22 protein-coding genes are annotated in these 19,097 nt (G+C 73.4%); 9 read left to right on the forward strand and 13 right to left on the reverse strand.

Annotation, left to right across the window (positions count from 1 at the left end; genetic code table 11):
• Positions 1-191 precede the first annotated feature (191 nt).
• Positions 192-578, forward strand: a complete 387-nt coding sequence (locus IRY44_RS27045) for a VOC family protein (protein WP_194803016.1) — start codon at positions 192-194, stop codon at positions 576-578.
• Between the two features lie 58 nt (positions 579-636).
• Here IRY44_RS27045 and IRY44_RS27050 read toward each other — a convergent pair whose 3' ends face one another.
• The 4 genes from IRY44_RS27050 to IRY44_RS27065 all read right to left on the reverse strand — a co-directional run bounded on the left by IRY44_RS27050 (position 637) and on the right by IRY44_RS27065 (position 6,253).
• Entirely contained in the window at positions 637-1,383 is a 747-nt protein-coding gene (locus tag IRY44_RS27050) for a hypothetical protein (RefSeq protein WP_135238961.1), read from the reverse strand.
• A 189-nt stretch (positions 1,384-1,572) separates the two neighbouring features.
• Positions 1,573-3,636: a 3-hydroxyacyl-CoA dehydrogenase NAD-binding domain-containing protein gene (locus tag IRY44_RS27055; protein ID WP_194803017.1), complete on the reverse strand. Its 2,064-nt coding sequence runs from the start codon at positions 3,634-3,636 to the stop codon at positions 1,573-1,575.
• Complete coding sequence (locus IRY44_RS27060) at positions 3,633-4,829, reverse strand: thiolase family protein (RefSeq protein WP_194803018.1); 1,197 nt, start codon at positions 4,827-4,829, stop codon at positions 3,633-3,635. The genes IRY44_RS27055 and IRY44_RS27060 overlap by 4 nt, the downstream gene beginning before the upstream one ends.
• Before the next feature lie 101 nt (positions 4,830-4,930).
• Positions 4,931-6,253 carry a ribonuclease D gene (locus IRY44_RS27065; RefSeq protein ID WP_194803019.1) on the reverse strand — a complete coding sequence of 441 codons (1,323 nt, stop codon included), beginning with the start codon at positions 6,251-6,253 and terminating at the stop codon, positions 4,931-4,933.
• A 231-nt stretch (positions 6,254-6,484) separates the two neighbouring features.
• Here IRY44_RS27065 and IRY44_RS27070 point away from each other — a divergent pair, with 231 nt between their 5' ends.
• Both IRY44_RS27070 and IRY44_RS27075 read left to right on the forward strand, forming a co-directional pair.
• On the forward strand, positions 6,485-7,942 hold the full coding sequence (locus tag IRY44_RS27070; protein ID WP_194803020.1) for a S1C family serine protease: 1,458 nt from the start codon (positions 6,485-6,487) through the stop codon (positions 7,940-7,942).
• Positions 7,943-8,028: 86 nt separating this feature from the next.
• Complete coding sequence (locus tag IRY44_RS27075) at positions 8,029-8,841, forward strand: hypothetical protein (RefSeq protein WP_194803021.1); 813 nt, start codon at positions 8,029-8,031, stop codon at positions 8,839-8,841.
• Between the two features lie 70 nt (positions 8,842-8,911).
• Here the strand turns inward: IRY44_RS27075 and IRY44_RS27080 are convergent, their stop codons facing one another.
• Positions 8,912-9,484 carry a DUF3000 domain-containing protein gene (locus IRY44_RS27080; protein ID WP_135238966.1) on the reverse strand — a complete coding sequence of 191 codons (573 nt, stop codon included), beginning with the start codon at positions 9,482-9,484 and terminating at the stop codon, positions 8,912-8,914.
• 128 nt (positions 9,485-9,612) lie between these two features.
• Here IRY44_RS27080 and hemE point away from each other — a divergent pair, with 128 nt between their 5' ends.
• Genes hemE through hemQ form a run of 3 tightly spaced genes read left to right on the forward strand, consistent with a single transcriptional unit; the run spans position 9,613 to position 12,830 of the window.
• On the forward strand, positions 9,613-10,713 hold the full coding sequence (gene hemE, locus IRY44_RS27085; protein WP_194803022.1) for a uroporphyrinogen decarboxylase: 1,101 nt from the start codon (positions 9,613-9,615) through the stop codon (positions 10,711-10,713).
• 9 nt (positions 10,714-10,722) lie between these two features.
• Positions 10,723-12,132 carry a protoporphyrinogen oxidase gene (gene hemG / locus IRY44_RS27090; protein WP_194803023.1) on the forward strand — a complete coding sequence of 470 codons (1,410 nt, stop codon included), beginning with the start codon at positions 10,723-10,725 and terminating at the stop codon, positions 12,130-12,132.
• Positions 12,129-12,830 (forward strand): hydrogen peroxide-dependent heme synthase, encoded by a 702-nt coding sequence (hemQ, locus tag IRY44_RS27095; protein ID WP_120570998.1) that lies wholly within the window; start codon positions 12,129-12,131, stop codon positions 12,828-12,830. The genes hemG and hemQ overlap by 4 nt, the downstream gene beginning before the upstream one ends.
• Before the next feature lie 45 nt (positions 12,831-12,875).
• Here hemQ and IRY44_RS27100 read toward each other — a convergent pair whose 3' ends face one another.
• The 4 genes from IRY44_RS27100 to IRY44_RS27115 form a co-directional block, all read right to left on the reverse strand.
• Positions 12,876-13,991, reverse strand: a complete 1,116-nt coding sequence (locus IRY44_RS27100; RefSeq protein ID WP_194803024.1) for a lytic polysaccharide monooxygenase — start codon at positions 13,989-13,991, stop codon at positions 12,876-12,878.
• Positions 13,992-14,099: 108 nt separating this feature from the next.
• Positions 14,100-14,543, reverse strand: coding sequence for a GNAT family N-acetyltransferase (locus IRY44_RS27105; protein WP_194803025.1), 444 nt, complete (start codon positions 14,541-14,543; stop codon positions 14,100-14,102).
• 146 nt (positions 14,544-14,689) lie between these two features.
• Positions 14,690-15,367, reverse strand: coding sequence for a hypothetical protein (locus IRY44_RS27110; RefSeq protein ID WP_194803026.1), 678 nt, complete (start codon positions 15,365-15,367; stop codon positions 14,690-14,692).
• Between the two features lie 75 nt (positions 15,368-15,442).
• A complete protein-coding gene (locus tag IRY44_RS27115) occupies positions 15,443-15,703 on the reverse strand; it encodes a Prokaryotic metallothionein (RefSeq protein WP_194803027.1) in 261 nt (86 codons plus the stop codon).
• Positions 15,704-15,858: 155 nt separating this feature from the next.
• Here IRY44_RS27115 and IRY44_RS27120 point away from each other — a divergent pair, with 155 nt between their 5' ends.
• Positions 15,859-16,134, forward strand: coding sequence for an isoamylase early set domain-containing protein (locus tag IRY44_RS27120; RefSeq protein WP_151500414.1), 276 nt, complete (start codon positions 15,859-15,861; stop codon positions 16,132-16,134).
• A gap of 8 nt (positions 16,135-16,142) precedes the next feature.
• On the opposite strand, the gene msrB is transcribed toward IRY44_RS27120, so the two are convergent.
• Complete coding sequence (gene msrB, locus IRY44_RS27125; protein ID WP_013284828.1) at positions 16,143-16,553, reverse strand: peptide-methionine (R)-S-oxide reductase MsrB; 411 nt, start codon at positions 16,551-16,553, stop codon at positions 16,143-16,145.
• A gap of 47 nt (positions 16,554-16,600) precedes the next feature.
• Here msrB and ligD point away from each other — a divergent pair, with 47 nt between their 5' ends.
• Positions 16,601-17,626 carry a non-homologous end-joining DNA ligase gene (ligD, locus tag IRY44_RS27130; RefSeq protein ID WP_194803028.1) on the forward strand — a complete coding sequence of 342 codons (1,026 nt, stop codon included), beginning with the start codon at positions 16,601-16,603 and terminating at the stop codon, positions 17,624-17,626.
• Between the two features lie 12 nt (positions 17,627-17,638).
• Here the strand turns inward: ligD and IRY44_RS27135 are convergent, their stop codons facing one another.
• From IRY44_RS27135 to IRY44_RS27145, 3 genes are read right to left on the reverse strand one after another with little or no spacing between them, the layout of a single operon-like run.
• Entirely contained in the window at positions 17,639-17,881 is a 243-nt protein-coding gene (locus IRY44_RS27135) for a hypothetical protein (RefSeq protein WP_194803029.1), read from the reverse strand.
• A complete protein-coding gene (locus IRY44_RS27140; protein WP_194803030.1) occupies positions 17,878-18,141 on the reverse strand; it encodes a DivIVA domain-containing protein in 264 nt (87 codons plus the stop codon). The genes IRY44_RS27135 and IRY44_RS27140 overlap by 4 nt, the downstream gene beginning before the upstream one ends.
• Positions 18,138-18,392 (reverse strand): hypothetical protein, encoded by a 255-nt coding sequence (locus IRY44_RS27145; RefSeq protein ID WP_018789000.1) that lies wholly within the window; start codon positions 18,390-18,392, stop codon positions 18,138-18,140. Before IRY44_RS27145 ends, IRY44_RS27140 begins: the two co-directional genes overlap by 4 nt.
• A 283-nt stretch (positions 18,393-18,675) precedes the next feature.
• On the opposite strand from IRY44_RS27145, the gene IRY44_RS27150 reads away from it, so the two are divergent.
• The coding region (locus IRY44_RS27150; RefSeq protein WP_370585026.1) for a Scr1 family TA system antitoxin-like transcriptional regulator at positions 18,676-19,097 on the forward strand (422 nt) is incomplete at its 3' end.

Raw genomic sequence — 19,097 nt, forward strand, 5'->3', positions numbered from 1 at the left:
CCGGCCCGGTCCCGCACCCGCGGGGCCGGGCCGGCGGCTTGTTCCGGCCGGCCGGCGATGGCATGATCGACCGGTCAGCCCGAGAGGTGGAAGGGGGTGTGGTCGATGTCCGTCGTGAACCGTCCCGCGCCCCGCGTTCCCCGCTGACGTTCCCACTCCGCCGGGGCGCGCTCCCCACAGGAGGAAGCACAATGAGTGCACAGATCCACTGCGTGACAGTCGAGACCGACGACCCGTACGCCCTGGCCGGCTGGTGGGCCCGCGTGCTGGACCGCCGGCTCGCCGACGACGACCACCCGGGCGACCCGGAGGCGGTCCTCGCCGCACCCGGCGGGCACGGCCCCGACCTGCTGTTCGTCCAGGTGGGCGAGCGGCACGGCAAGGGCGCGTTCCACCTCGACCTGCACCCGGCCGAGGGCACCCGGGACGAGGAGGTGGCGCGGCTGCGCGACCTCGGCGCCACAGTGGTGGCCGACCGGCGCCGACCGGACGGCACCGGTTGGGTGGTGCTGGCCGACCCGGAGGGCAACGAGTTCTGCGTGTGCCGTAGCGCCGCGGAACGGGCTGCGTCCGCCTGATCCGGAAACGACACCGGGCCCCCGCCGTGACGGCGGGGGCCCGGTGCGTGAACCGGTGTCAGTCCTGCTTCTCGATCTCGCCGCGCATCGCCACGAACTCCGACTGGAGCTCGGCCGCGGACTTGAAGTAGACCACCACCATGCCGAGGCTGCCCCGGTCGGCCCAGATGCAGACGGCCACCGGTACGTCCGACGCCTTGCCGTCGGAGCACTTGGCGTCGCCGCCCAGCGGGCCCGCGTCGACAGTCTTGAAGTCCTTGGTGGCCAGGTCCGGGGTGACCGCCGCGGTGGCGTCGGCCAGCTCCTTCTTCGGGTCCGCCATGACGCCGGACACGGCCACGATCATGACCAGGTCCTTCTTGGCCGGGTCGCCGTAGAACGCACCGACGGTGCTGGTCGCGTCCGGCACGTCCTTGCTGAGCTCGGACTTCATCTGCGCCGCGGCGGACTGCAGCTGCGGGTCGGTGACCTTGGCCCGGCCGCCGAGCGTCTGCGGCTCGACCACCCGGGTCTTGGTGGCGGTGACCACCTCGTCGACGGTGTCCTTCGTGGCGAAGTAGGCGGCGACACCGCCGCCGACGCACAGCACCAGGACCACGGCGAGGACGATCAGCAGGACCTTGCCGACGCCGGACTTCTTCTTCGGCGGGACCGGCGCACCGAGCTGGCCACCGTACTGCGGCTGCTGCGGAGTCTGCGGGTAGTCACCGCCGTACTGCGGCTGCTGCGGCGGCTGGAAGCCACCGGGCTGTTGCTGGGGGGAGGGGTAGTTGCCGGAGTAGGGACTGGACGGCGGCTGGGACATGTAGGCAGCTCCTGTGAGAAAACTGGACGCGTGATCGTAGCCAGCACCACCGACAACCCGCTGTCCCGACAAGGGACGACGACGGAAAACCGCGACCTACCCGTGACCTGGGCCGCAGACGCCGATCGCGGTGGCCGGACCGTCCGGAACGGACAGCCCGACCACCGCGATCGATGCGTTGCGGTCGCCTCAGCGCAGGCTTGCCACGCCGCGCGGCAGGAACCGCTTGCCGGTCACCCGCTCGGAGGTGCCGGTCCGGTCCAGGTACGGCGTGACGCCGCCCAGGTGGAACGGCCAGCCGGCGCCGAGGATCATGCACAGGTCGATGTCCTGCGCCTCGGCGACGACGCCCTCGTCGAGCATGAGCCGGATCTCCTGCGCCAGCGCGTCCAGCGCGTTCTGCCGGACCTGCTCGGCGGTGAGCGGCTCGTCGCCGACCACGAGCAGCTTCGCCACCTCGTCGTTGATCTGGTCGTCGACCACGATCGGCTGGCCCGAGTCGGCGATCCGCTTGAGGTTCTCGCTGACGCCGAACCGGTCCGGGAACGCCTCGTGCAGGGTGCCGCCGACGTGATACGCCACGGCCGGCCCGACGAGCTGGAGCAGCGCCAGCGGACGCATCGGCAGGCCCAGCGGGTCCAGCGCGCTGTTCGCCACGTCCAGCGGGGTGCCCTGGTCGACGGCGGCGAACACGGTGCCGAGGAAGCGGGTCAGCAGCCGGTTCACCACGAACGCCGGAGCGTCCTTGACCAGCACCGACGACTTCTTGAGCTGCTTGCCGACAGCGAACGCGGTGGCCAGCGTGGCGTCGTCGGTCCGCTCACCGCGGACGATCTCCAGCAGCGGCAGCACCGCGACCGGGTTGAAGAAGTGGAAGCCGACCACCCGCTCCGGGTGCTCCAGCTCGGCGGCCATCTCGGTGATGGACAGCGAGCTGGTGTTGGTGGCGAGCACCGCCTCCGGCTTGACGATCTTCTCCAGCTCGGCCCAGACCTGCTTCTTGACGCCCAGGTCCTCGAACACGGCCTCGATGACGAAGTCGGCGTCGGCGAAGACGGACTTGTCGACCGAGCCGGACACCAGGCCGTACAGCTTGGCCGCGGTGCCCTTGTCCATCCGGCCCTTGCTGACGGCCTTCTCGATCTGGGTGTGCACGTAGCCGACGCCCTTGTCCACCCGGGACTGGTCCAGGTCGGTCATCACGACCGGCACCTGGAGCCGCCGGGCGAACAGCAGCGCGAGCTGGCTGGCCATCAGGCCGGCGCCGACGATGCCCACCTTGGTGACCGGACGGGCCAGGCCCTTGTCCGGCGCGCCGGCCGGGCGCTTGGCCCGCCGCTGCACCAGGTCGAAGGCGTACAGGCCGCTGCGCAGCTCCTCGGAGAAGATCAGGCCCGCGAGGGCCTCGTCCTCCGCCGCGGTGCCGGTGGCGAAGTCGGCGTCCTTCGCCGTCTCCAGCAGGTCCAGCGCCTTGTACGCGGACGGGACCGCGCCGTGCAGCCGCTGGTCCAGGGTCTGCCGGGCGAAGTAGAGCACGCCCGCCCACATGTCCTTGTCGACCTCGGGACGGGTCACGGTGACCTCGCCCCGGACCACGCCGGCGGCCCACTCCAGCGACCGCTCCAGGAAGTCGGCCGGCTCCAGCAGCACGTCCGCGATGCCCATCTCGGCCGCCTGCTTCGGCTTGAGCATCTTGTTCTGCATCAGCGGGTTCTGGATGATCACCTGCGTCGCGGCCGGGATGCCGATCAGGTTCGGCAGCAGCTGCGTACCGCCCCAGCCCGGGATCAGGCCGAGCGAGACCTCGGGCAGCGCCAGGGCCGCCGCGCCCGCCGACAGGGTCCGGTAGTGGCAGTGCAGCGCCAGCTCCAGGCCGCCGCCCATCGCCGCGCCGTTGACGAACGCGAAGGTGGGGACGCCGCTGTCCTTGAGCCGGGCGAAGACCCGGTGGCCCAGCCGCCCGATCTCCAGCGCCTGCTCGCGGTTCTCCAGCGCGGGCAGGCCGACGATGTCCGCGCCCACGCAGAAGATGTACGGCTTGCCGGTGACCGCGATGAACGCCGGCTCCGCCGCGAGCGCGGCGGTGATCGCCTCGTCCAGGCTGGTCAGACCGGCCGGGCCGAAGGTGTTCGGCTTGGTGTGGTCGAAGCCGTTGTCCAGGGTGATGAGGGCGGCGGGCCGGTCCAGCCCGGGTACGGCCACCTGGCGCAGCAGCGCCTTGGTGACGACCTCGTTCGGTGCGGCGAGGCTCACTTGTCTCCACCCTCCCAGTGCGGGTTCTCCCAGATCACGGTGCCGCCCATGCCGATGCCGATGCACATGGCGGTGAGGCCGTAGCGGACCTCGGGGTGCTCGGCGAACTGGCGGGCGAGCTGGGTCATCAGCCGGACGCCGGAGGACGCGAGCGGGTGACCGATGGCGATCGCACCGCCCCACGGGTTGACCCGCGGGTCGTCGTCGGCGATGCCGAAGTGGTCCAGGAAGGCGAGCACCTGCACCGCGAACGCCTCGTTCAGCTCGAACAGGCCGATGTCGTCGATGCTCAGGCCGGCGATGCGCAGCGCCTTCTCGGTCGACGGGATCGGGCCGACGCCCATCACCTCGGGCTCGACGCCGACGAAACCGAACGACACCAGGCGCATGCCGACCGGCAGGCCCAGCTCGCGGGCGGTCTCCTCGGCCACCAGCAGCGCGGCGGTGGCGCCGTCGTTCAGGCCGGCCGCGTTACCCGCGGTGACCTTGCCGTGCGGCCGGAACGGGGTCTTCAGGCTCGCCAGCTTCTCCATCGAGGTGTCGCGGGGCGCCTCGTCCACGGTGGCCAGACCCCAGCCCGCCTCCGGGTCGCGGACCGCCACCGGCACCAGGTCGCCCTGGAGCTTGCCGTTGGCGTACGCCTTCGCGGTCTTCTGCTGCGACGCCAGCGCGAACGCGTCGGTGCGCTCCTTGGTGATGTGCGGGACGCGGTCGTGCAGGTTCTCCGCGGTGGAGCCCATCACCAGAGCGGACGGGTCGACCAGCTTCTCCGCGACGATGCGCGGGTTGGGGTCGACGCCCTCGCCCATCGGGTGGCGGCCCATGTGCTCGACGCCGCCGGCGATCGCGACGTCGTACGCGCCCACGGCGATGCCACTGGCCACTGTGGTGACGGCGGTCATCGCGCCGGCGCACATCCGGTCGATGGCGAAGCCGGGCACGGTCTTGGGCAGGCCGGCCAGCAGGGCGGCGGTGCGGCCGATGGTCAGGCCCTGGTCACCGATCTGGGTGGTGGCGGCGATGGCCACCTCCTCGACCTTCTCCGGCGGCAGTTGCGGGTTGCGGCGCATCAGCTCGCGGATGCAGCGGATCACCAGATCGTCGGCGCGGGTGTTGGCGTACATCCCACCCGCCTTGCCGAACGGGGTGCGGACGCCGTCGACGAAGACGACATCCCGGACTTCACGGGGCACTTGGAGCCTCCCTCGGCACGGGCATTTCCCCGGATGCTACTCGCCAGTAACCAAACGTGGCACCACCCCCCGCGTGGCCCACCTCACACCTGCCACCGACGTTACTGCTGGGGGGTGCGCAGCGCCTCGGTAAGAGCGGGCAGCAGCAGACCGATCTGCCACTCCCGGGCGCCGAAGCCGCGCAGCGTCTCCGCCACCGTCTCGTCGGTGATGTCCGCCGGTGGCTGCCACGCCAGCCGGCGGATCGAGTCCGGCGCGATCAGGTTCTCCGCCGGCAGCCGGTGCGCCCCGGCGGTGCCGACCACGACCTCCCGGGCCCGGGCCAGCCGCCCGGCCGCCACCGGGTCGCGCTCGGCCCACCGGTGCGGCGGAGGCGGCCCCTCCACGGCCGGACTGACCGGCAGCGCGTCGTCCGGCAACTGGCGCGCGTCGTCGAGCGCCGCGAGCCAGGTACGCGCCAGCCGGCGCACCGACCGCCCACCGAACCCGGGGAGCGTCAGCAGCGTCTTCTCGTCCTTCGGGTCCAGTTCGGCGGCGGCCACGATGGCCGAGTCGGGCAGCACCCGGCCCGGCGCGGCGTCCCGGCGGGAGGCGATCTGGTCCCGCGCGTACCAGAGGGAACGCACCCGGGCCTGGGCGCGCGCGCCGCGTACCCGGTGGATGCCGGACGTGCGTCGCCACGGCTCGGCGCGCACGCGCGGCGGACGGGCGCCGTTGCGCACCAGCGCGTCGAACTCCTCCGCCGCCCAGCCGGACTTGCCCTGCCGCTGCAACTCCTCGTCCAGCGCGTCGCGCAGGTCCACCAGCAGTTCCACGTCCAGCGCCGCGTACGTCAGCCAGGACTCCGGCAGCGGCCGGCTGGACCAGTCGGCGGCGGAGTGGTGCTTCTCCAGGCTGAACCCGAGCAGCTGTTCGGTCAGCGCGGCCAGGCCGACCCGCTCGAATCCGGCCAGCCGGGCGGCCAGTTCGGTGTCGAACAACCGGCGCGGGCGCAGCCCCACCTCGGCCAGGCAGGCGAGATCCTGGCTGGCCGCGTGCAGCACCCACTCGGTCTCGGCGATCGCCGCGTCCAGGGCGGACAGGTCGGGCAGCGGCAGCGGGTCGATGAGCGCGGTGCCGGCGCCGCCGCGGCGCAGCTGCACCAGATAGGCGCGCTGGCTGTAGCGGTAGCCGGAGGCACGTTCGGCATCGAGGGCCACCGGGCCGGTGCCGGACGCGAAGCGGGCCACCACCTCGTCCAACTCGGCGGGTGTGGCCACCGGGGCGGGCGTGCCGTCGCGCGGCGCGGTGAGGGGGACGGCCGCGCCCGTGTCGGTCTCGGTCCCCGCGTCCGCCGGCTCCGGCAGGGCCGACGTCGGAGGGGCGGACGCCTCTCCGGTACGGCTTTCGGCGGCCCGACGGCGCAGGGGTGGTTCGTCGGTCACCTGACAACCCTAGTAGGCCGGACGATCCGGTGTGCGCAGCCGGTCCGGCGCGTGTCGGCGCGATGGCCGTCGGGTGACCGGAAGGTGCGGGTTGCGGGGCCGTGAGAGGGTCGGACAAGGGGGAAGACAAAGCCCGTTCCCGCCGGTACGGTCCATCGAGCCGCGAACGGCGTACGGGTGCCGCAGCGGGTCGGGGGGCGTCGGCGAGGCCGACGGGGAGGACGGGCGAGCATGACAGGCGGGTACGGAACCGGCGACGACGTGCCGGGGCAGGGCGGCGAACCGGCAGCCGACCGGCCGGGACCGCTGCCGCCGCGTTTCGCCCCGCCCGCCGGTTCGGCAGCGGTGCCGGGGTCGTTCCCCGGTGGATCCGAGTGGGCCGGCAGCCCCGGCTACCCGGCGCGGGCCGCCGTCCAGCCGCCCGCCGTCCAGCCGCCCGCCGGCTACCCGAACCGCCCGGACCAGGCCGGGACGCCGCAGGCGACGCCCTACGCGGCCTCGTCCGGCGTCGCGACCCCGCCCGCCACGACCCCGCCCGCCACGACCCAGCCGTCCTACGGCTCCGCGCCGGCCCAGCCGTCGTCCTTCGGCTCCGTACCGGCGCAGACCTCCCGGCCCGCCGCCCCGGCGTACCCGGGACAGCCGGCCGCCTCGCCGTCGTATCCGGGCCGGCCGGTCTCCGCGTCACCGTCCTATCCGGGCGGGCCGGGCTCGTCGTCGTACCCGGACCGGACGCCCGCCGCACCGCCGTACCCGGGCCCGTCCGGCAGCGGCCCGTCGTATCCCGGCCAGCCCGTGTCCGCGCCCGCCTACCCGGGGCAGCCGGTGTCGGCGCCGTCCCAGCCCGGCTCCGCGTACCCCGGTCAGCCGGCCCCTGTCAGCGGCCCGGCCGGCTTCGGCGCTCAGCCGGCGCGGCGCAGCCGGGTGGCCGTGGTGGCGCTGGCCCTGGCCGCGGTGCTGGCGGTGGTCACCGGCGTGCAGGCGTACCAGATCTACCGGCTCGACGACCGGCTCGCCGCCGCCGACAAGCGGATGGCCGAGGGGCAGGGCGCGGACGCAGACCGGCTCGAGGGCCTGGAGCAGCGCGCCGGCAGCCTGGAGAAGCAGGCCGACGCGGCCTTCAACCCGGAGGCGGTGGCCAGCGCGGTCCTGCCGAGCGTGTTCCGGGTGCGGGCCGGGCAGTTCACCGGTACCGCGTTCGCCGTCGGCAAGGCCCCGTCGGGCGGCGGCACCACTCTGCTGACGAACTTCCACGTGGTCGAGTCGGTCTTCACCGCCGGTGAGCGCAAGGTGTTCCTGGAGCGCAAGGACCAGCGGTTCGAGGCGACGATCATCGCCACCGACAAGGACAAGGACCTGGCGCAGCTGCAGACCAGCGCCAAGTTCACCGGACTGGTCGCGGCCCGCGCCCCGGTGCGGTCCGGCCAGCAGATCATCGTGGTCGGCGCGCCGCTCGGATTGCAGGACAGCGTCACCACGGGCGTGGTCAGCGCGTTCCGCGAGGACGAGCGCGGCGGCGGTCCGGTGATCCAGTTCGACGCGCCGATCAACCCGGGCAACTCCGGCGGCCCGGTGATCAACGGCTCGAAGGAGGTCGTCGGCATCGCCACGGCCAAGGCCCGCAACGCCGAGGGCATCGGGCTGGCGGTGCCGATCAAGACCGCCTGCGACCGGTTCCGGCTCTGCTGACGGCGGCCACACCGGCCCCGCCGCACCGCATCGACCCCGGCCCATCGGGCCACCCCGCGGGGGACCAGCACATCTGGAGGAACGACATGTCCTACCCACCGGCCGGGGGCGACAACCCGCCCCCGGCGCCGGGGGGCACGGTCTACGGCAACGTGTACGGCAGCCGGCCCGCGCCCCAGCAGTACGACCCGAACCAGCCCGCGCCGACCCTGCACCAGCCCGCCGCGCCCGACGGCGCCCCCGGGTACGGCGGATACCAGCCCACCGCGCCGGGACAGCCGGGCTACTCGCCCGGCGCCGCCCCGGTGCCCCCGCCGGCGCAGCCGATGTCGGCGCCGCCGGTCTCGGTCCCGCCGGTCTCCGGGCCCGGCTACGCGCAGCCGATGTCGGTCCCGCCGGCGTCCGCTCCGCCGGTGTCCGGCCCCGGCTTCGCGCCGCCGCCGATGTCCGGGCCGCCCGGCCCGTACGGCCCGATGGGCGCCGCGCCGGCCGGCGGCGGCCGGAAGTGGGCGCCGCTGGTGCTCGGCCTGGTGGCCGCGTTGCTGTTCGTCTTCGGTGGCGTGATGACGTTCCTGTACGTCTCCACGAACGGCGAACTGGACGAGTCGCGGCAGACGGTCAGCCAGCGGGACGGCACGATCTCGGCGAACCAGCAGGAGATGGAGAAGCTCAAGGGTGAGCTGAAGGCGGTCCAGGAGCGGCTGTCGGACACCCAGCAGGACCTGACCGGCACCAAGAACGACAGGGACGAGCAGGCCCGGCAGAAGAAGGTCATCGCGAGCTGCCTGGACAAGCTGACCACTGCCATGTCGGCGGCGTCGCGCGGCGACCGGGCCGCCTTCGAGGCGGCCAGCAAGGGCCTGGACAAGATCTGCGACGAGGCCGAGAACTACCTCTGACCGGTGTCCACCGAAGGCCGTCCCGGTTCGTCCCGGGGCGGCCCTTCGCGTGTCCCGGGGCGGGGTGCGGTCAGGCGGCGCCAGCCGCGCGGCGGGTGGGCAGCGCGGTGACGCCGGGCGGCGGCAGGCCGGCCGTGGAGGCCAGCAGCGTGCACCAGCCGAGCAGGTGCGGGCCCAGGTCGGCGCGCAGCGGCGTCCACGAGGCGCGGATCTCGATGTCCCCGGCGGCGGGCGGCCCGGCCAGCTCACCGAACCGGGTGGAGAGCGTCTGGGTGACGGTGCCGCCGATCGCCCGGTGCCCGGCGCCCTGCGCGTCGAGCGCGTCGGTCAGCCAGGTCCAGCCGACGCCCGGCAGCAGCGGGTCGCTGGCCAGGTCGACCTCCAGTTCGGCGGTGACGTACGTGACCAGGCGCAGCGTGCCCTGCCACGCCTCGTGCCCGGCCGGGTCGTGCAGCAGGATCAGCCGGCCGGTGGCCACCTCGTCGTCGTCGCGCATCACGGCGGCGGAGAGCGCGAACGCGTACGGGGCCAGCCGCTGCGGCGCGCCGACCTCCTCCAGGACGATCTCCGGGCGGGGTGTCACCGATCGCAGCCCCGCGACCGCGCGAGCGAACGTTTCCGGGAGCGCGATCGGGGGGGCCATGCGGGCAGCCTATGCCGCGCTCACCGCACGGCGCGCGACGGCACGCCGGGTGATCGACGGTTGAGGGCCTTCCTTCTACGTCACAAATGCGGACGGTGAGCGCGGGCGCGCGCCGGGGGCGTGGCACGATGGCCGCGATGACCACCGACACCACGGGCACTGCCGCCCGAGACGGAGAACCCCGCCGCGGCGGGCCGGCCGACTCGCCCTTCGTCCGCGCCTGCCGGCGCGAGCCGGGCCCGCACACCCCGGTCTGGTTCATGCGCCAGGCCGGCCGGTCGCTGCCGGAGTACCGGGAGATCCGGGCCAACGTGCCGATGCTGGAGTCCTGCCGCCGGCCCGAGCTGGTCACCGAGATCACGCTGCAGCCGGTGCGCCGGCACGGCGTGGACGCGGCGATCCTGTTCAGCGACATCGTGGTGCCGGTCGCCGCGGCCGGCGTCGACCTGGACATCGTGCCCGGCACCGGCCCGGTGGTGGCCGAGCCGGTCCGGACCGCCGCCGACGTGGAGCGGATCAGCCCGATCGGCCGCGACGACGTGTCGTACGTGGACGAGGCGGTCCGCCGGCTCGTCGTCGAGCTGGGCGACACCCCGCTGATCGGCTTCGCCGGCGCCCCGTTCACGCTCGCCAGCTACCTGGTCGAGGGCGGGCCGTCGCGGACCCACGCCAAGACCAAGGCGCTGATGTACGGCGACCCGGACCTGTGGCACGCGCTGTGCGCGCGGCTGGCCGAGGTGACGCTGGCGTTCCTCCAGGTGCAGGTCGACGCCGGGGTCTCCGCGGTGCAGCTGTTCGACTCGTGGGCCGGCGCGCTCTCCGAGGCCGACTACCGCCGTTTCGTGCTGCCGCACTCGACGTACGTGCTGGGCGGGCTCGCCGACTCCGGCGTGCCGCGGATCCACTTCGGGGTGGGCACCGGCGAGCTGCTCGGCGCGATGGGCGAGGCCGGGGCCGACGTGGTGGGCGTGGACTGGCGTACGCCGCTGGACGTCGCCACCGGCCGGATCGGGCCGGACAAGGCGGTGCAGGGCAACCTCGACCCGACGGTGCTGCTCGCCCCCTGGCCGGCGGTGGAGACCGAGGTGCGGCGCATCGTCGAGCAGGGCCGGGCCGCTCCCGGCCACGTGTTCAACCTCGGTCACGGCGTCCTGCCGGAGACCGACCCCGAGGTGCTGACCCGGGTGGTCGCGCTGGTGCACGAGCTGACCGCGCGACCGGAGCGCTAGGAGGAGACAGTGGTGCGACCGTGGCGGGTGGCGATCGTCGGTGGCGGGATCACCGGGCTGGCCGCCGCCGTCCGGTTGCGCGACCGGGCTGGTGAGGGCACCGAGATCACCGTGTACGAGCAGTCGGGCCGCCTCGGCGGCAAGCTGTTCACCGGTGAGCTGGCCGGCGGGCCGGTCGAGTTCGGCGCCGAGTCGTTCCTGATGCGCGACCCGGCCGGTGGCGAGTCGGCGGCGGTGACGCTGGCCCGGCGCCTCGGCCTGGACGCATCGATCGTGCACCCCACGGTCGGGCAGGCCGCCCTGCTCGTCGACGGCACGTTGCACCAGGTGCCGGGCGGCACGCTCGTCGGCGTACCCGGGGATCTGGACAAGGTGGCGGCGGTCGCGCCGCCGGCCGCGGACGCCGACCGCGACGGGGGCCGGCCGCTGCTGGCCGACGGCGAGGACACCTCGGTCGGTGAGCTGGTCCGCAAGCGTCTCGGTGACGCGGTGGTGGACCGGCTGGTCGACCCGATGCTCGGCGGCGTGTACGCCGGGCGGGCCGACGACCTGTCGCTGGTCACCACGATGCCGGCGCTGGCCCGCGCGGCTCGCGCCGAGCACACGCTCGTCGGTGCGGTACGCGCCGCCCAGGCCGCCGCGCCGCGCGCGCCCGGCGCCCCCGTCTTCGGCACCCTGGCCGGTGGGCTGAGCACGCTCGTCGAGGCGGCGGCGACGGCGAGCGGGGCGACGATCCGCCGGGGCGCGGCGGTACGCGAGCTGCGCCGCACCCCGTCGGGCTGGCGGCTCACCGTCGGGCCGACCCGCGACGCCGAGCACGTCGAGGCCGACGCGGTGCTGCTCGCGGTGCCGGCCCGCCCGGCCGCCCGGCTGCTCGCCGCCGCCGCACCCGAGGCGGCCGAGACGGTCGGCGCGCTCGACTACGCCAGCGTCGCCCTGATCACCCTCGCGCTGCCCGGCCCGGCCCTGCCGGAGCTGTCCGGCTTCCTGGTGCCGGCCGTCGAAGGGCTGACGATCAAGGCGTCCACGTTCTTCACCACCAAGTGGGGGCACCTGCGGCGGCCGGACGGGCTGGCGCTGGTGCGCGCCTCGGTGGGCCGGTACGGCGACGAGACGTCGCTCCAGCTCACCGACGACGACCTGGCCGACACGGTGCACCGGGAGCTGTCGGCGGTGCTCGGCGCGCCGCTGCCGGCCCCGGTGGCCCGGCACGTGCAGCGGTGGGGCGGCGCGCTGCCGCAGTACACGCCCGGGCACACCGCCCGGGTGGCGGCGGTCCGGACGGCGCTGCGCGCCGCCCATCCGACGCTTGCGGTGGCCGGCGCCGGCTACGACGGCGTCGGCATCCCGGTCTGCGTCCGCTCCGGCGAGACGGCGGCCGAAGAGATCATCACGGCACTGGAAGGATCGGCAGCATGACCGAGCAGACCAACGCGGCGCGGCTGCGGGAGCTCAACGAGACCATCCGCTACACCATGTGGTCGGTGTACCGGGCCACCAGCCCGCTGCCGTCGCTGCGGGAGAACGTCGTCGACGAGGTCGAGTCGCTCTTCACCGAGCTGGCCGGCAAGGACGTCACGATCCGGGGCACGTACGACGTGGCCGGGCTGCGCGCCGACGCCGACCTGATGATCTGGTGGCACTCGTCGTCCAGCGACGCGCTGCAGGACGCGTACCTGCGGTTCCGCCGCACCACGCTGGGCCGGGCGCTGACCCCGGTCTGGTCGCAGATGGCGCTGCACCGGCCGGCCGAGTTCAACAAGAGCCACATCCCGGCGTTCCTGGCCGACGAGCAGCCGCGCGCCTACCTGTGCGTCTACCCGTTCGTGCGCTCGTACGAGTGGTACCTGCTGCCCGACGCCGAGCGGCGTGAGCTGCTGTCCGAGCACGGCAAGATGGCCCGGGGCTACCCGGACGTGCGGGCCAACACGGTCGCCTCGTTCGCGCTCGGCGACTACGAGTGGATGCTGGCGTTCGAGGCCGACGAGCTGCACCGGATCGTCGACCTCATGCGCGACCTGCGGGCCTCCGGCGCCCGCCGGCACGTGCGGGAGGAGATCCCGTTCTACACCGGCCGCCGCCGCCCGGTCGCCGACATCGTCAACTGCCTGGTCTGAGCGTGCCCGGCCGGGACCGCGAGCGCGGTCCCGGCCGGATCCCGGTCAGGCGGTCGTCGTGCAGGACAGGATGCCGGGCACCGGGTTCGTCGCACCGGCCGAGCCGGTGAAGCCGAACGAGGTGCTGGCACCCGGTGCGAGTGAGCCGTTGTAGGCCACGTTGCGTGCCGTCACCAGCGTTCCGCTGGTGGTGACTGTGGCGTTCCACGCCGAGTTGACCTGCTGGCCGTTCTGGTAGTTCCAGCTCACCGACCAGCCGCGGATCGGTGAACCGCTGCCGTTTGTCACCTTCACCTCGGCCTGGAAGCCGCCGCCCCACGAACCGGTGATCGCGTACGTCGCGGTGCAGCCACCGGCCGGGTTCGGCGTGGTCGGGGGCGGGCTGGTGGGCGGCGTGCTCGTCGGCGGGGTGCTGGTGGGCGGGGTGCTGGTCGGCGGCGTGCTGGTCGGCGGGGTGGTCGGGCCGGAGCCGCCGAAGTCCACGTCACTGCACAGGTAGTAGGACTGGTCCAGGTGGCTGGCCTGCCAGATGGTGTAGACGATGTGCCGGCCGGTGCGGCCCGGCGCGTTCGCCGGGATCTGGATGGACACGCCGTCCACCTCACGCGTCCACTGGCTGGCCGGGGTGTTGCCGATCTGGCCGACCAGTTCCAGGTCGCTCCAGCGCAACGGCGAGGTGAGCGCGTTGAAACCCTGCTTGGTCACGTACACCCGGATGTAGTCGGCGCCGTGGCTGGCCTGGTCGAAGAACTTGACCCGGAAGCTGTTGGTGACCGGCACGGTCTTCCAGGCGCCGACCGTGTCGAGCGCGTTGTACCGGCCGCTCTGGGTGCGGCCGCCGCTGCACAGCTGCCCGTCCGGGATGGCACCCTGGTGGTTGCCGGCCACGCCCTCGCGGAACAGGCCGTTCCAGTTCCACATGGCGTTCGGGTCGGCCTGCCACGCCTGCCAGCACATCGGGTCCTGGGTGGCCATGGCCGGGTTCTGGAAGTCACCGCCCCAGCGCTGCCAGCAGCTGTAGGCGCGCGAGGCCGGGTCGACGACCGACCCGTGCGCCGAGGCCGGGCCGGAGAACGCGGTGGTGAGCAGCGCCGCCACCACCGCGCAGACGGCGAGGATCGCCGCCGCGAGCGGTAAGGGGCGGCGGTACGGAGTGGACATGGGAAAGCCTCCGGGATGGGGTGTCGGTGCACGACGCCCGGACTGTCGGGAGTTGCCCTCTCCCGCGTGGCGGCTCCGCCCGCACGCTGCCACAAAAAGCGACAAACGTCAATGAGTCGGGTCGCGGCGCATCGGGGTGTGCGGGATGCCGTCCTCGACGTAACCGGGGCCGTCGACGGCGAAGCCGAACCCGGCGTAGAAGCCGACCAGGTGCGTCTGCGCGTCGAGCACGCACGGCCGGTCACCCACCACGGCCAGGGCCTCGGTCATCAGCGCACCGGCCAGGCCCGCGCCGCGCGCCGCCGGCGCCACCACGACCCGTCCGATCCGTGCGACGCCGCCCGGGTCGGCCAGGATCCGCAGGTACGCCACGACGGCGCCGTCGCTGGTCAGCCACAGGTGGCGGGTGCCGGGTTCGACGTCCCGGCCGTCCAGTTCCGGGTACGGGCAGGACTGCTCGACCACGAACACGTCGATGCGCAGCCGGAGCAGGTCGTGGAAGGTGCTGGTGTCCAGGTCGGCGAAGCCGGCCAGGTGGGACTCGACGGGCATCGGCCCAGGGTAGGCGGCCCGATTCCGGCCGGTCGTGCGCACCCCGTGCGCGCGGCGGTCCGGCGCGCCGGGGCCGGCCCGGTCCCGGCGTGCCGGTTCAGCGCGGTCCGGCGTGCCGATTCAGGGCGCCGGACCGGCGCGCCGGCTCAGCCCTTTGACGCGCGCAGCCCGGTTGCGGTGGCGGTGACGGCGCGTTCGAACCAGGTGCCGGTGTCGGCCGCCGAGCGGGTCCACACCCAGACGCACTGGGTCACCCGGCCCTGCTGGAGGCAGCCGTAGCGGTGCGGGAAACGGGTGCCGTCGGACACGGTCATGGTGGCCGACACCATCCGGCCCGGCACGCCCAGCCCGGCGGGCAGCGTCCCGGCGGTGTGGCCGGTGGTCACCTGGCCGGCCTCCTCGTCGCGCTCGCACGCCTCCAGCACGTCGAAAATTCGCCGTACCGCGTCCGCCGCGGTCGGCTCGTCCGGGTAGACCACCGTCTCCTGGGCCACCTCGACGAACTCGCCGGCCGGGGTGCCCTCCGGCGTGCCGAAGACCCGGGTGGACACGACGAGCCGCCGGTCGAGCAGGGGCAGCGGGCGACCACAGGCGACGCCGTCGGAGTCGAGCTGCTCGCTGGCGTTCTCGGGCTTCTCGGCCAGGCCGGCCAGGTTACCGGTCGCCGCGTACCGGTCGCGCAGCGCCGCGGCGGCCCCGCCGTCGGTGGGTGAGGGCGCGACGAGCGCCGGATCGGGGGCGGTCGTGGCGCCGGGCTCGGTGGCGGGATCGCAGCCCGCGAGGACGGCGACGAGTGCCGCCGCGATGATCAACCGTCGGGTCACGGAGGGATGCTAGTCGGAGATCGACTCGGACGGTGTCCCCGGAGCGCGGCCGCCCGCGTGCGTGGCCGCCGCGCGTCAGGCGGGGCGGGCGCCGACCGCGTCGCGTACCTCGGCGCCCTGCTCGCCCTCGACGGCGCGGGCGCAGTGGGCGCAGCAGAAGAAGCGGCCGGAGACCTCGACGCCGTGCCCGACGATCTTGATCTGGCAGTGCTCGCAGATGGGCGCCATCTTGTGTACCGCGCACTCGAAGCAGTCGAACGTGTGCCGCGCCCCGTCGACGGTGCGCACCTCGAACGCCATCCAGTAGTCGTTGCCGCAAACCTCGCAGGCAGCCATGCGAAACCCCCCGAAAACGGACCTGTCATCCGAGGGTTGCGCAGACGACACCTTCGAGCAACCGGAACCGGCGAACCTGATCCGGCCCCACGGCGAGTCGCTCCCGGCGTGTCGCGCGTTGACCCCGGTGACCGCCGAAACTCCCCGGAGGATTCGTGATCAAGCGCAACAAGCTCTTCGGCAACCAGACCCGGGTGACGTTCTCGCTACCCCGGGACACCCCGGCCGGCACGGTGAGCGTGGTCGGCTGCTTCAACGGGTGGGAGCCCGGCCGCCACGAGCTGGTGCCGCGGCGCGACGGCACCCGTACCGTGACGGTCCGGCTCGCGCCGGGGGAGTACCGCTTCCGCTACCTCGCGACCGGCGGGGTGTGGCTGGACGACGAGGCCGCCGACCAGGTGGACGAGGCCGGCGGCCTGCTGCGGCTGTGACGCCGCCGTCAGCCGGCGCTGGGCTCCAGCCGCACCGAGATCGAGTTGACGCAGTGCCGGGTGTCCTTCGGGGTGAAGCCCTCACCCTCGAAGACGTGCCCGAGGTGGCTGTCGCAGCGCGCGCAGCGGATCTCCACGCGCCGCATGCCGAGCGTGTTGTCCGGGATCTCCTTGACCGCGCCCGGGATGGCGTCGTCGAAACTCGGCCAGCCGCAGTGCGAGTCGAACTTGTCCTGGCTGCGGAACAGTTCCAGCCCACAGGCCCGGCAGTGGTAGACGCCGGGGGTCTTGGTGTCGACGTACTCACCGGTCCAGGGCGCCTCGGTGCCGGCCTCGCGGAGCACCCGGAACTCCTCGGGGCTCAGCCGCACGCGCCATTCGTCCTCGGTACGGGGCAGTTCGTTGTCGGAAAGACTCACCCCTCAACGGTACGTCGGCTGTCGGTGGCATCGCATATGGTCGCGTGATGGCGGGCAAGAGCGCGGTCGAGGAGATCGAGGTAGCTGGGCACACGGTGCGGCTGAGCAGCCCCGATCGGGTGATCTTCCCGCAGCGGGGCTTCACCAAGGCCGACGTCTTCCGCTACTACCTCGCAGTCGGAGAGGGGATCATGCGCGCGCTGCGCGACCGGCCCACCACGCTCCAGCGCTTCCCCGACGGCATCGAGGGGGAGATGTTCTTCCAGAAGCGGGTGCCGCAGCGGGGCGTGCCCCCGTGGGTCAGCACCGCGCGGATCGCCTTCCCGAGCGGCCGCCCGGCCGACGAGCTGTGCCCGGCCGACCTGGCGCACGTGGCCTGGGCGGCGCAGATGGGCACCGTGGTGTTCCACCCGTGGCCGGTGCGCGCCGCCGACACCGACCGCCCGGACGAACTGCGCGTCGACCTCGACCCGCAGCCCGGCACCGACTTCGCCGACGCGGTGACCGCCGCCGGTGAGCTGCGCGGGCTGCTCGACGAGCTGGGCGTGCCCGGCTGGCCGAAGACCTCCGGCGGCCGGGGCGTGCACGTCTACCTGCGCATCCAGCCGCGCTGGACGTTCGTGGAGGTCCGCCGCGCCACCATCGCGCTGGCCCGGGAGCTGGAACGCCGCCGGCCCGAGCTGGTCACCACCGCCTGGTGGAAGGAGGAGCGGGGCGAACGCGTCTTCGTCGACTTCAACCAGATGGCGCGGGACCGCACCATCGCCTGCGCGTACTCGCTGCGCGCCAACGCCCGCGCCACCGTCTCCACCCCGGTCGACTGGGACGAGCTGCCGCAGGTCGACCCGGACGACTTCCACCTGGGCACGGTGCCGGCCCGGTTCGCCGAGCGCGGCGACCCGCACGCCGGCATCGACGACGCCCCGTGGGACATCACGCCGCTGCTGGAGTGGGCCGAGCGGGACGCCGCGGACGGGCTGGGCGACATGCCGTACCCGCCGGAATACCCGAAGATGCCCGGCGAGCCGAAGCGGGTCCAGCCGTCGAAGGACCGCGACCGCCCCCGCTCCTGACGCCCGCCGCGCTCACGCCGCGCACGGGCCGTCGTGGTCGTTGCGGTGGCCGCACCGGCCGGCGCCGTCGAGCCGGGCGTCGCACCAGACCCGGGTACGCACGAACTGGCTGTCCTCCTCGCTCAGCGTGGTCTCGCCGAAGTCGAGAACCGTGACGTGGCCGAGCGAGTCGCGCAGCGTCACCGCGAGGGCGGCTGCCTCGTCGGCGCTGGTCAGCGTGGTGGGCAGGTGGATGACCCAGCGCTGTGCGGTCATCGTGGCCACCCGCCCGGCGGGGCGTCCGGGTCACGGAGACGACAGGCGCGGTGCTGGGACTGCCACTGCCGCAGCGCCTGGCGGACGCGTTCGGCCTCGGTCCGCGTGGTGACCAGCTCACGGCTCAGCCGATCGAGTTCGTCGGCGACCCGGTCGAGGTGGTCGCGTACCTGGGCCGGGTCGAGGCCCCGCCAGCGCCGGTCGAAGAAGGCGGCGCGGACGTGGTGCGGCAGCAGGCGTTCCCCGGTCACGTAGATCACCGCACGGGCGCCGTCTGCTCGGCGACGAGCGTGTGGATCTGCCGGTCGGTGAGGCCACGCAGGTCGAGCACCCGCCGGCCCCAGCGGTGCAGCCGGCACGGGTGGGGCGCCCGGTCGTTGCGGCAGCGCGGTCCCTCGGGCCACTGCTCGGGGGCGTGCACGGTGATCGCCCGGACCGCGAAGGTGACATCCTCGGCGGTGACGTAGGGCGGAAGCGGAATGTCGCCCAGGATGCGATCGATCGAGTCCATGACTCTCCTTTGGAGATCGGCGCCAGGTGCGGGGACGGATGCCGGGATGAGGTTTCGGGGAAAGGCATCCGTCCCCGCGAACCCGCCGCGTCCCCGGCGGGCACCACAATGGTCAATTCACCTCTGGCCCGGGACAATCTTTCGCGGCAGAATGCAGACCAAGGGATGAGGTGCCTTACGCGACAACACCAAAGGAGATGACGTGGACGACTCGGGAAGCACCGTCCCGCGTAGGCAGCTCGGCAGATATCTGAGAGAACTTCGCGAAGGCGCGCACGTCACGGTGACCGCGGCGGCCAAGGAACTGGAATGGTCGGCGCCCCGGATCTGGCGTTACGAAACGGGCCAGGTGCCGATGCACCCGAACGACGTGGAGGCCATGTGCCGCGTTTACGGCGCGTCGCGAGAAACCATCGAAACCATGCGCGCTCTGGCCCGGGAAACCAAGGCGCACGGCTGGTGGCACAGCTACGGGGAGGCAATCAAAGACTGGTTCAAGCTGTACGTGGGCCTGGAAGCCGCCGCGACGAAGATTCGCAAGTACGAGGCCAATTTGGTACCGGGCTTGCTGCAGACCGTCGAGTACATGACCGAGGTGATTGCTACCGACAACCCGCAGTTGAGTGACGCGGAGCGGCAAGCGAAGGTGGACGTCCGGCTGCGGCGGCAACGGCTGCTGGCCCGTGCAGTGCCGCGAGCTCCCTA

This window comes from Micromonospora sp. ANENR4 (genome assembly GCF_015354395.1).
GTDB classification, from domain to species: Bacteria; Actinomycetota; Actinomycetes; order Mycobacteriales; family Micromonosporaceae; genus Micromonospora; species Micromonospora aurantiaca.

What these genes read in the sequence shown, in the direction of transcription:
- IRY44_RS27050 (WP_135238961.1), bottom strand. Translation starts at nt 1,383, where the DNA reads ATGTCCCAGCCGCCGTCCAGTCCCTACTCCGGCAACTACCCCTCCCCC.
- IRY44_RS27045 (WP_194803016.1), top strand. Translation starts at nt 192, where the DNA reads ATGAGTGCACAGATCCACTGCGTGACAGTCGAGACCGACGACCCGTAC.
- IRY44_RS27115 (WP_194803027.1), bottom strand. Translation starts at nt 15,703, where the DNA reads ATGGCTGCCTGCGAGGTTTGCGGCAACGACTACTGGATGGCGTTCGAG.
- IRY44_RS27105 (WP_194803025.1), bottom strand. Translation starts at nt 14,543, where the DNA reads ATGCCCGTCGAGTCCCACCTGGCCGGCTTCGCCGACCTGGACACCAGC.
- IRY44_RS27075 (WP_194803021.1), top strand. Translation starts at nt 8,029, where the DNA reads ATGTCCTACCCACCGGCCGGGGGCGACAACCCGCCCCCGGCGCCGGGG.
- IRY44_RS27135 (WP_194803029.1), bottom strand. Translation starts at nt 17,881, where the DNA reads ATGACCGCACAGCGCTGGGTCATCCACCTGCCCACCACGCTGACCAGC.
- hemQ (WP_120570998.1), top strand. Translation starts at nt 12,129, where the DNA reads ATGACCGAGCAGACCAACGCGGCGCGGCTGCGGGAGCTCAACGAGACC.
- IRY44_RS27100 (WP_194803024.1), bottom strand. Translation starts at nt 13,991, where the DNA reads ATGTCCACTCCGTACCGCCGCCCCTTACCGCTCGCGGCGGCGATCCTC.
- IRY44_RS27145 (WP_018789000.1), bottom strand. Translation starts at nt 18,392, where the DNA reads ATGGACTCGATCGATCGCATCCTGGGCGACATTCCGCTTCCGCCCTAC.
- ligD (WP_194803028.1), top strand. Translation starts at nt 16,601, where the DNA reads ATGGCGGGCAAGAGCGCGGTCGAGGAGATCGAGGTAGCTGGGCACACG.
- hemE (WP_194803022.1), top strand. Translation starts at nt 9,613, where the DNA reads ATGGCCGCGATGACCACCGACACCACGGGCACTGCCGCCCGAGACGGA.
- IRY44_RS27070 (WP_194803020.1), top strand. Translation starts at nt 6,485, where the DNA reads ATGACAGGCGGGTACGGAACCGGCGACGACGTGCCGGGGCAGGGCGGC.
- IRY44_RS27080 (WP_135238966.1), bottom strand. Translation starts at nt 9,484, where the DNA reads ATGGCCCCCCCGATCGCGCTCCCGGAAACGTTCGCTCGCGCGGTCGCG.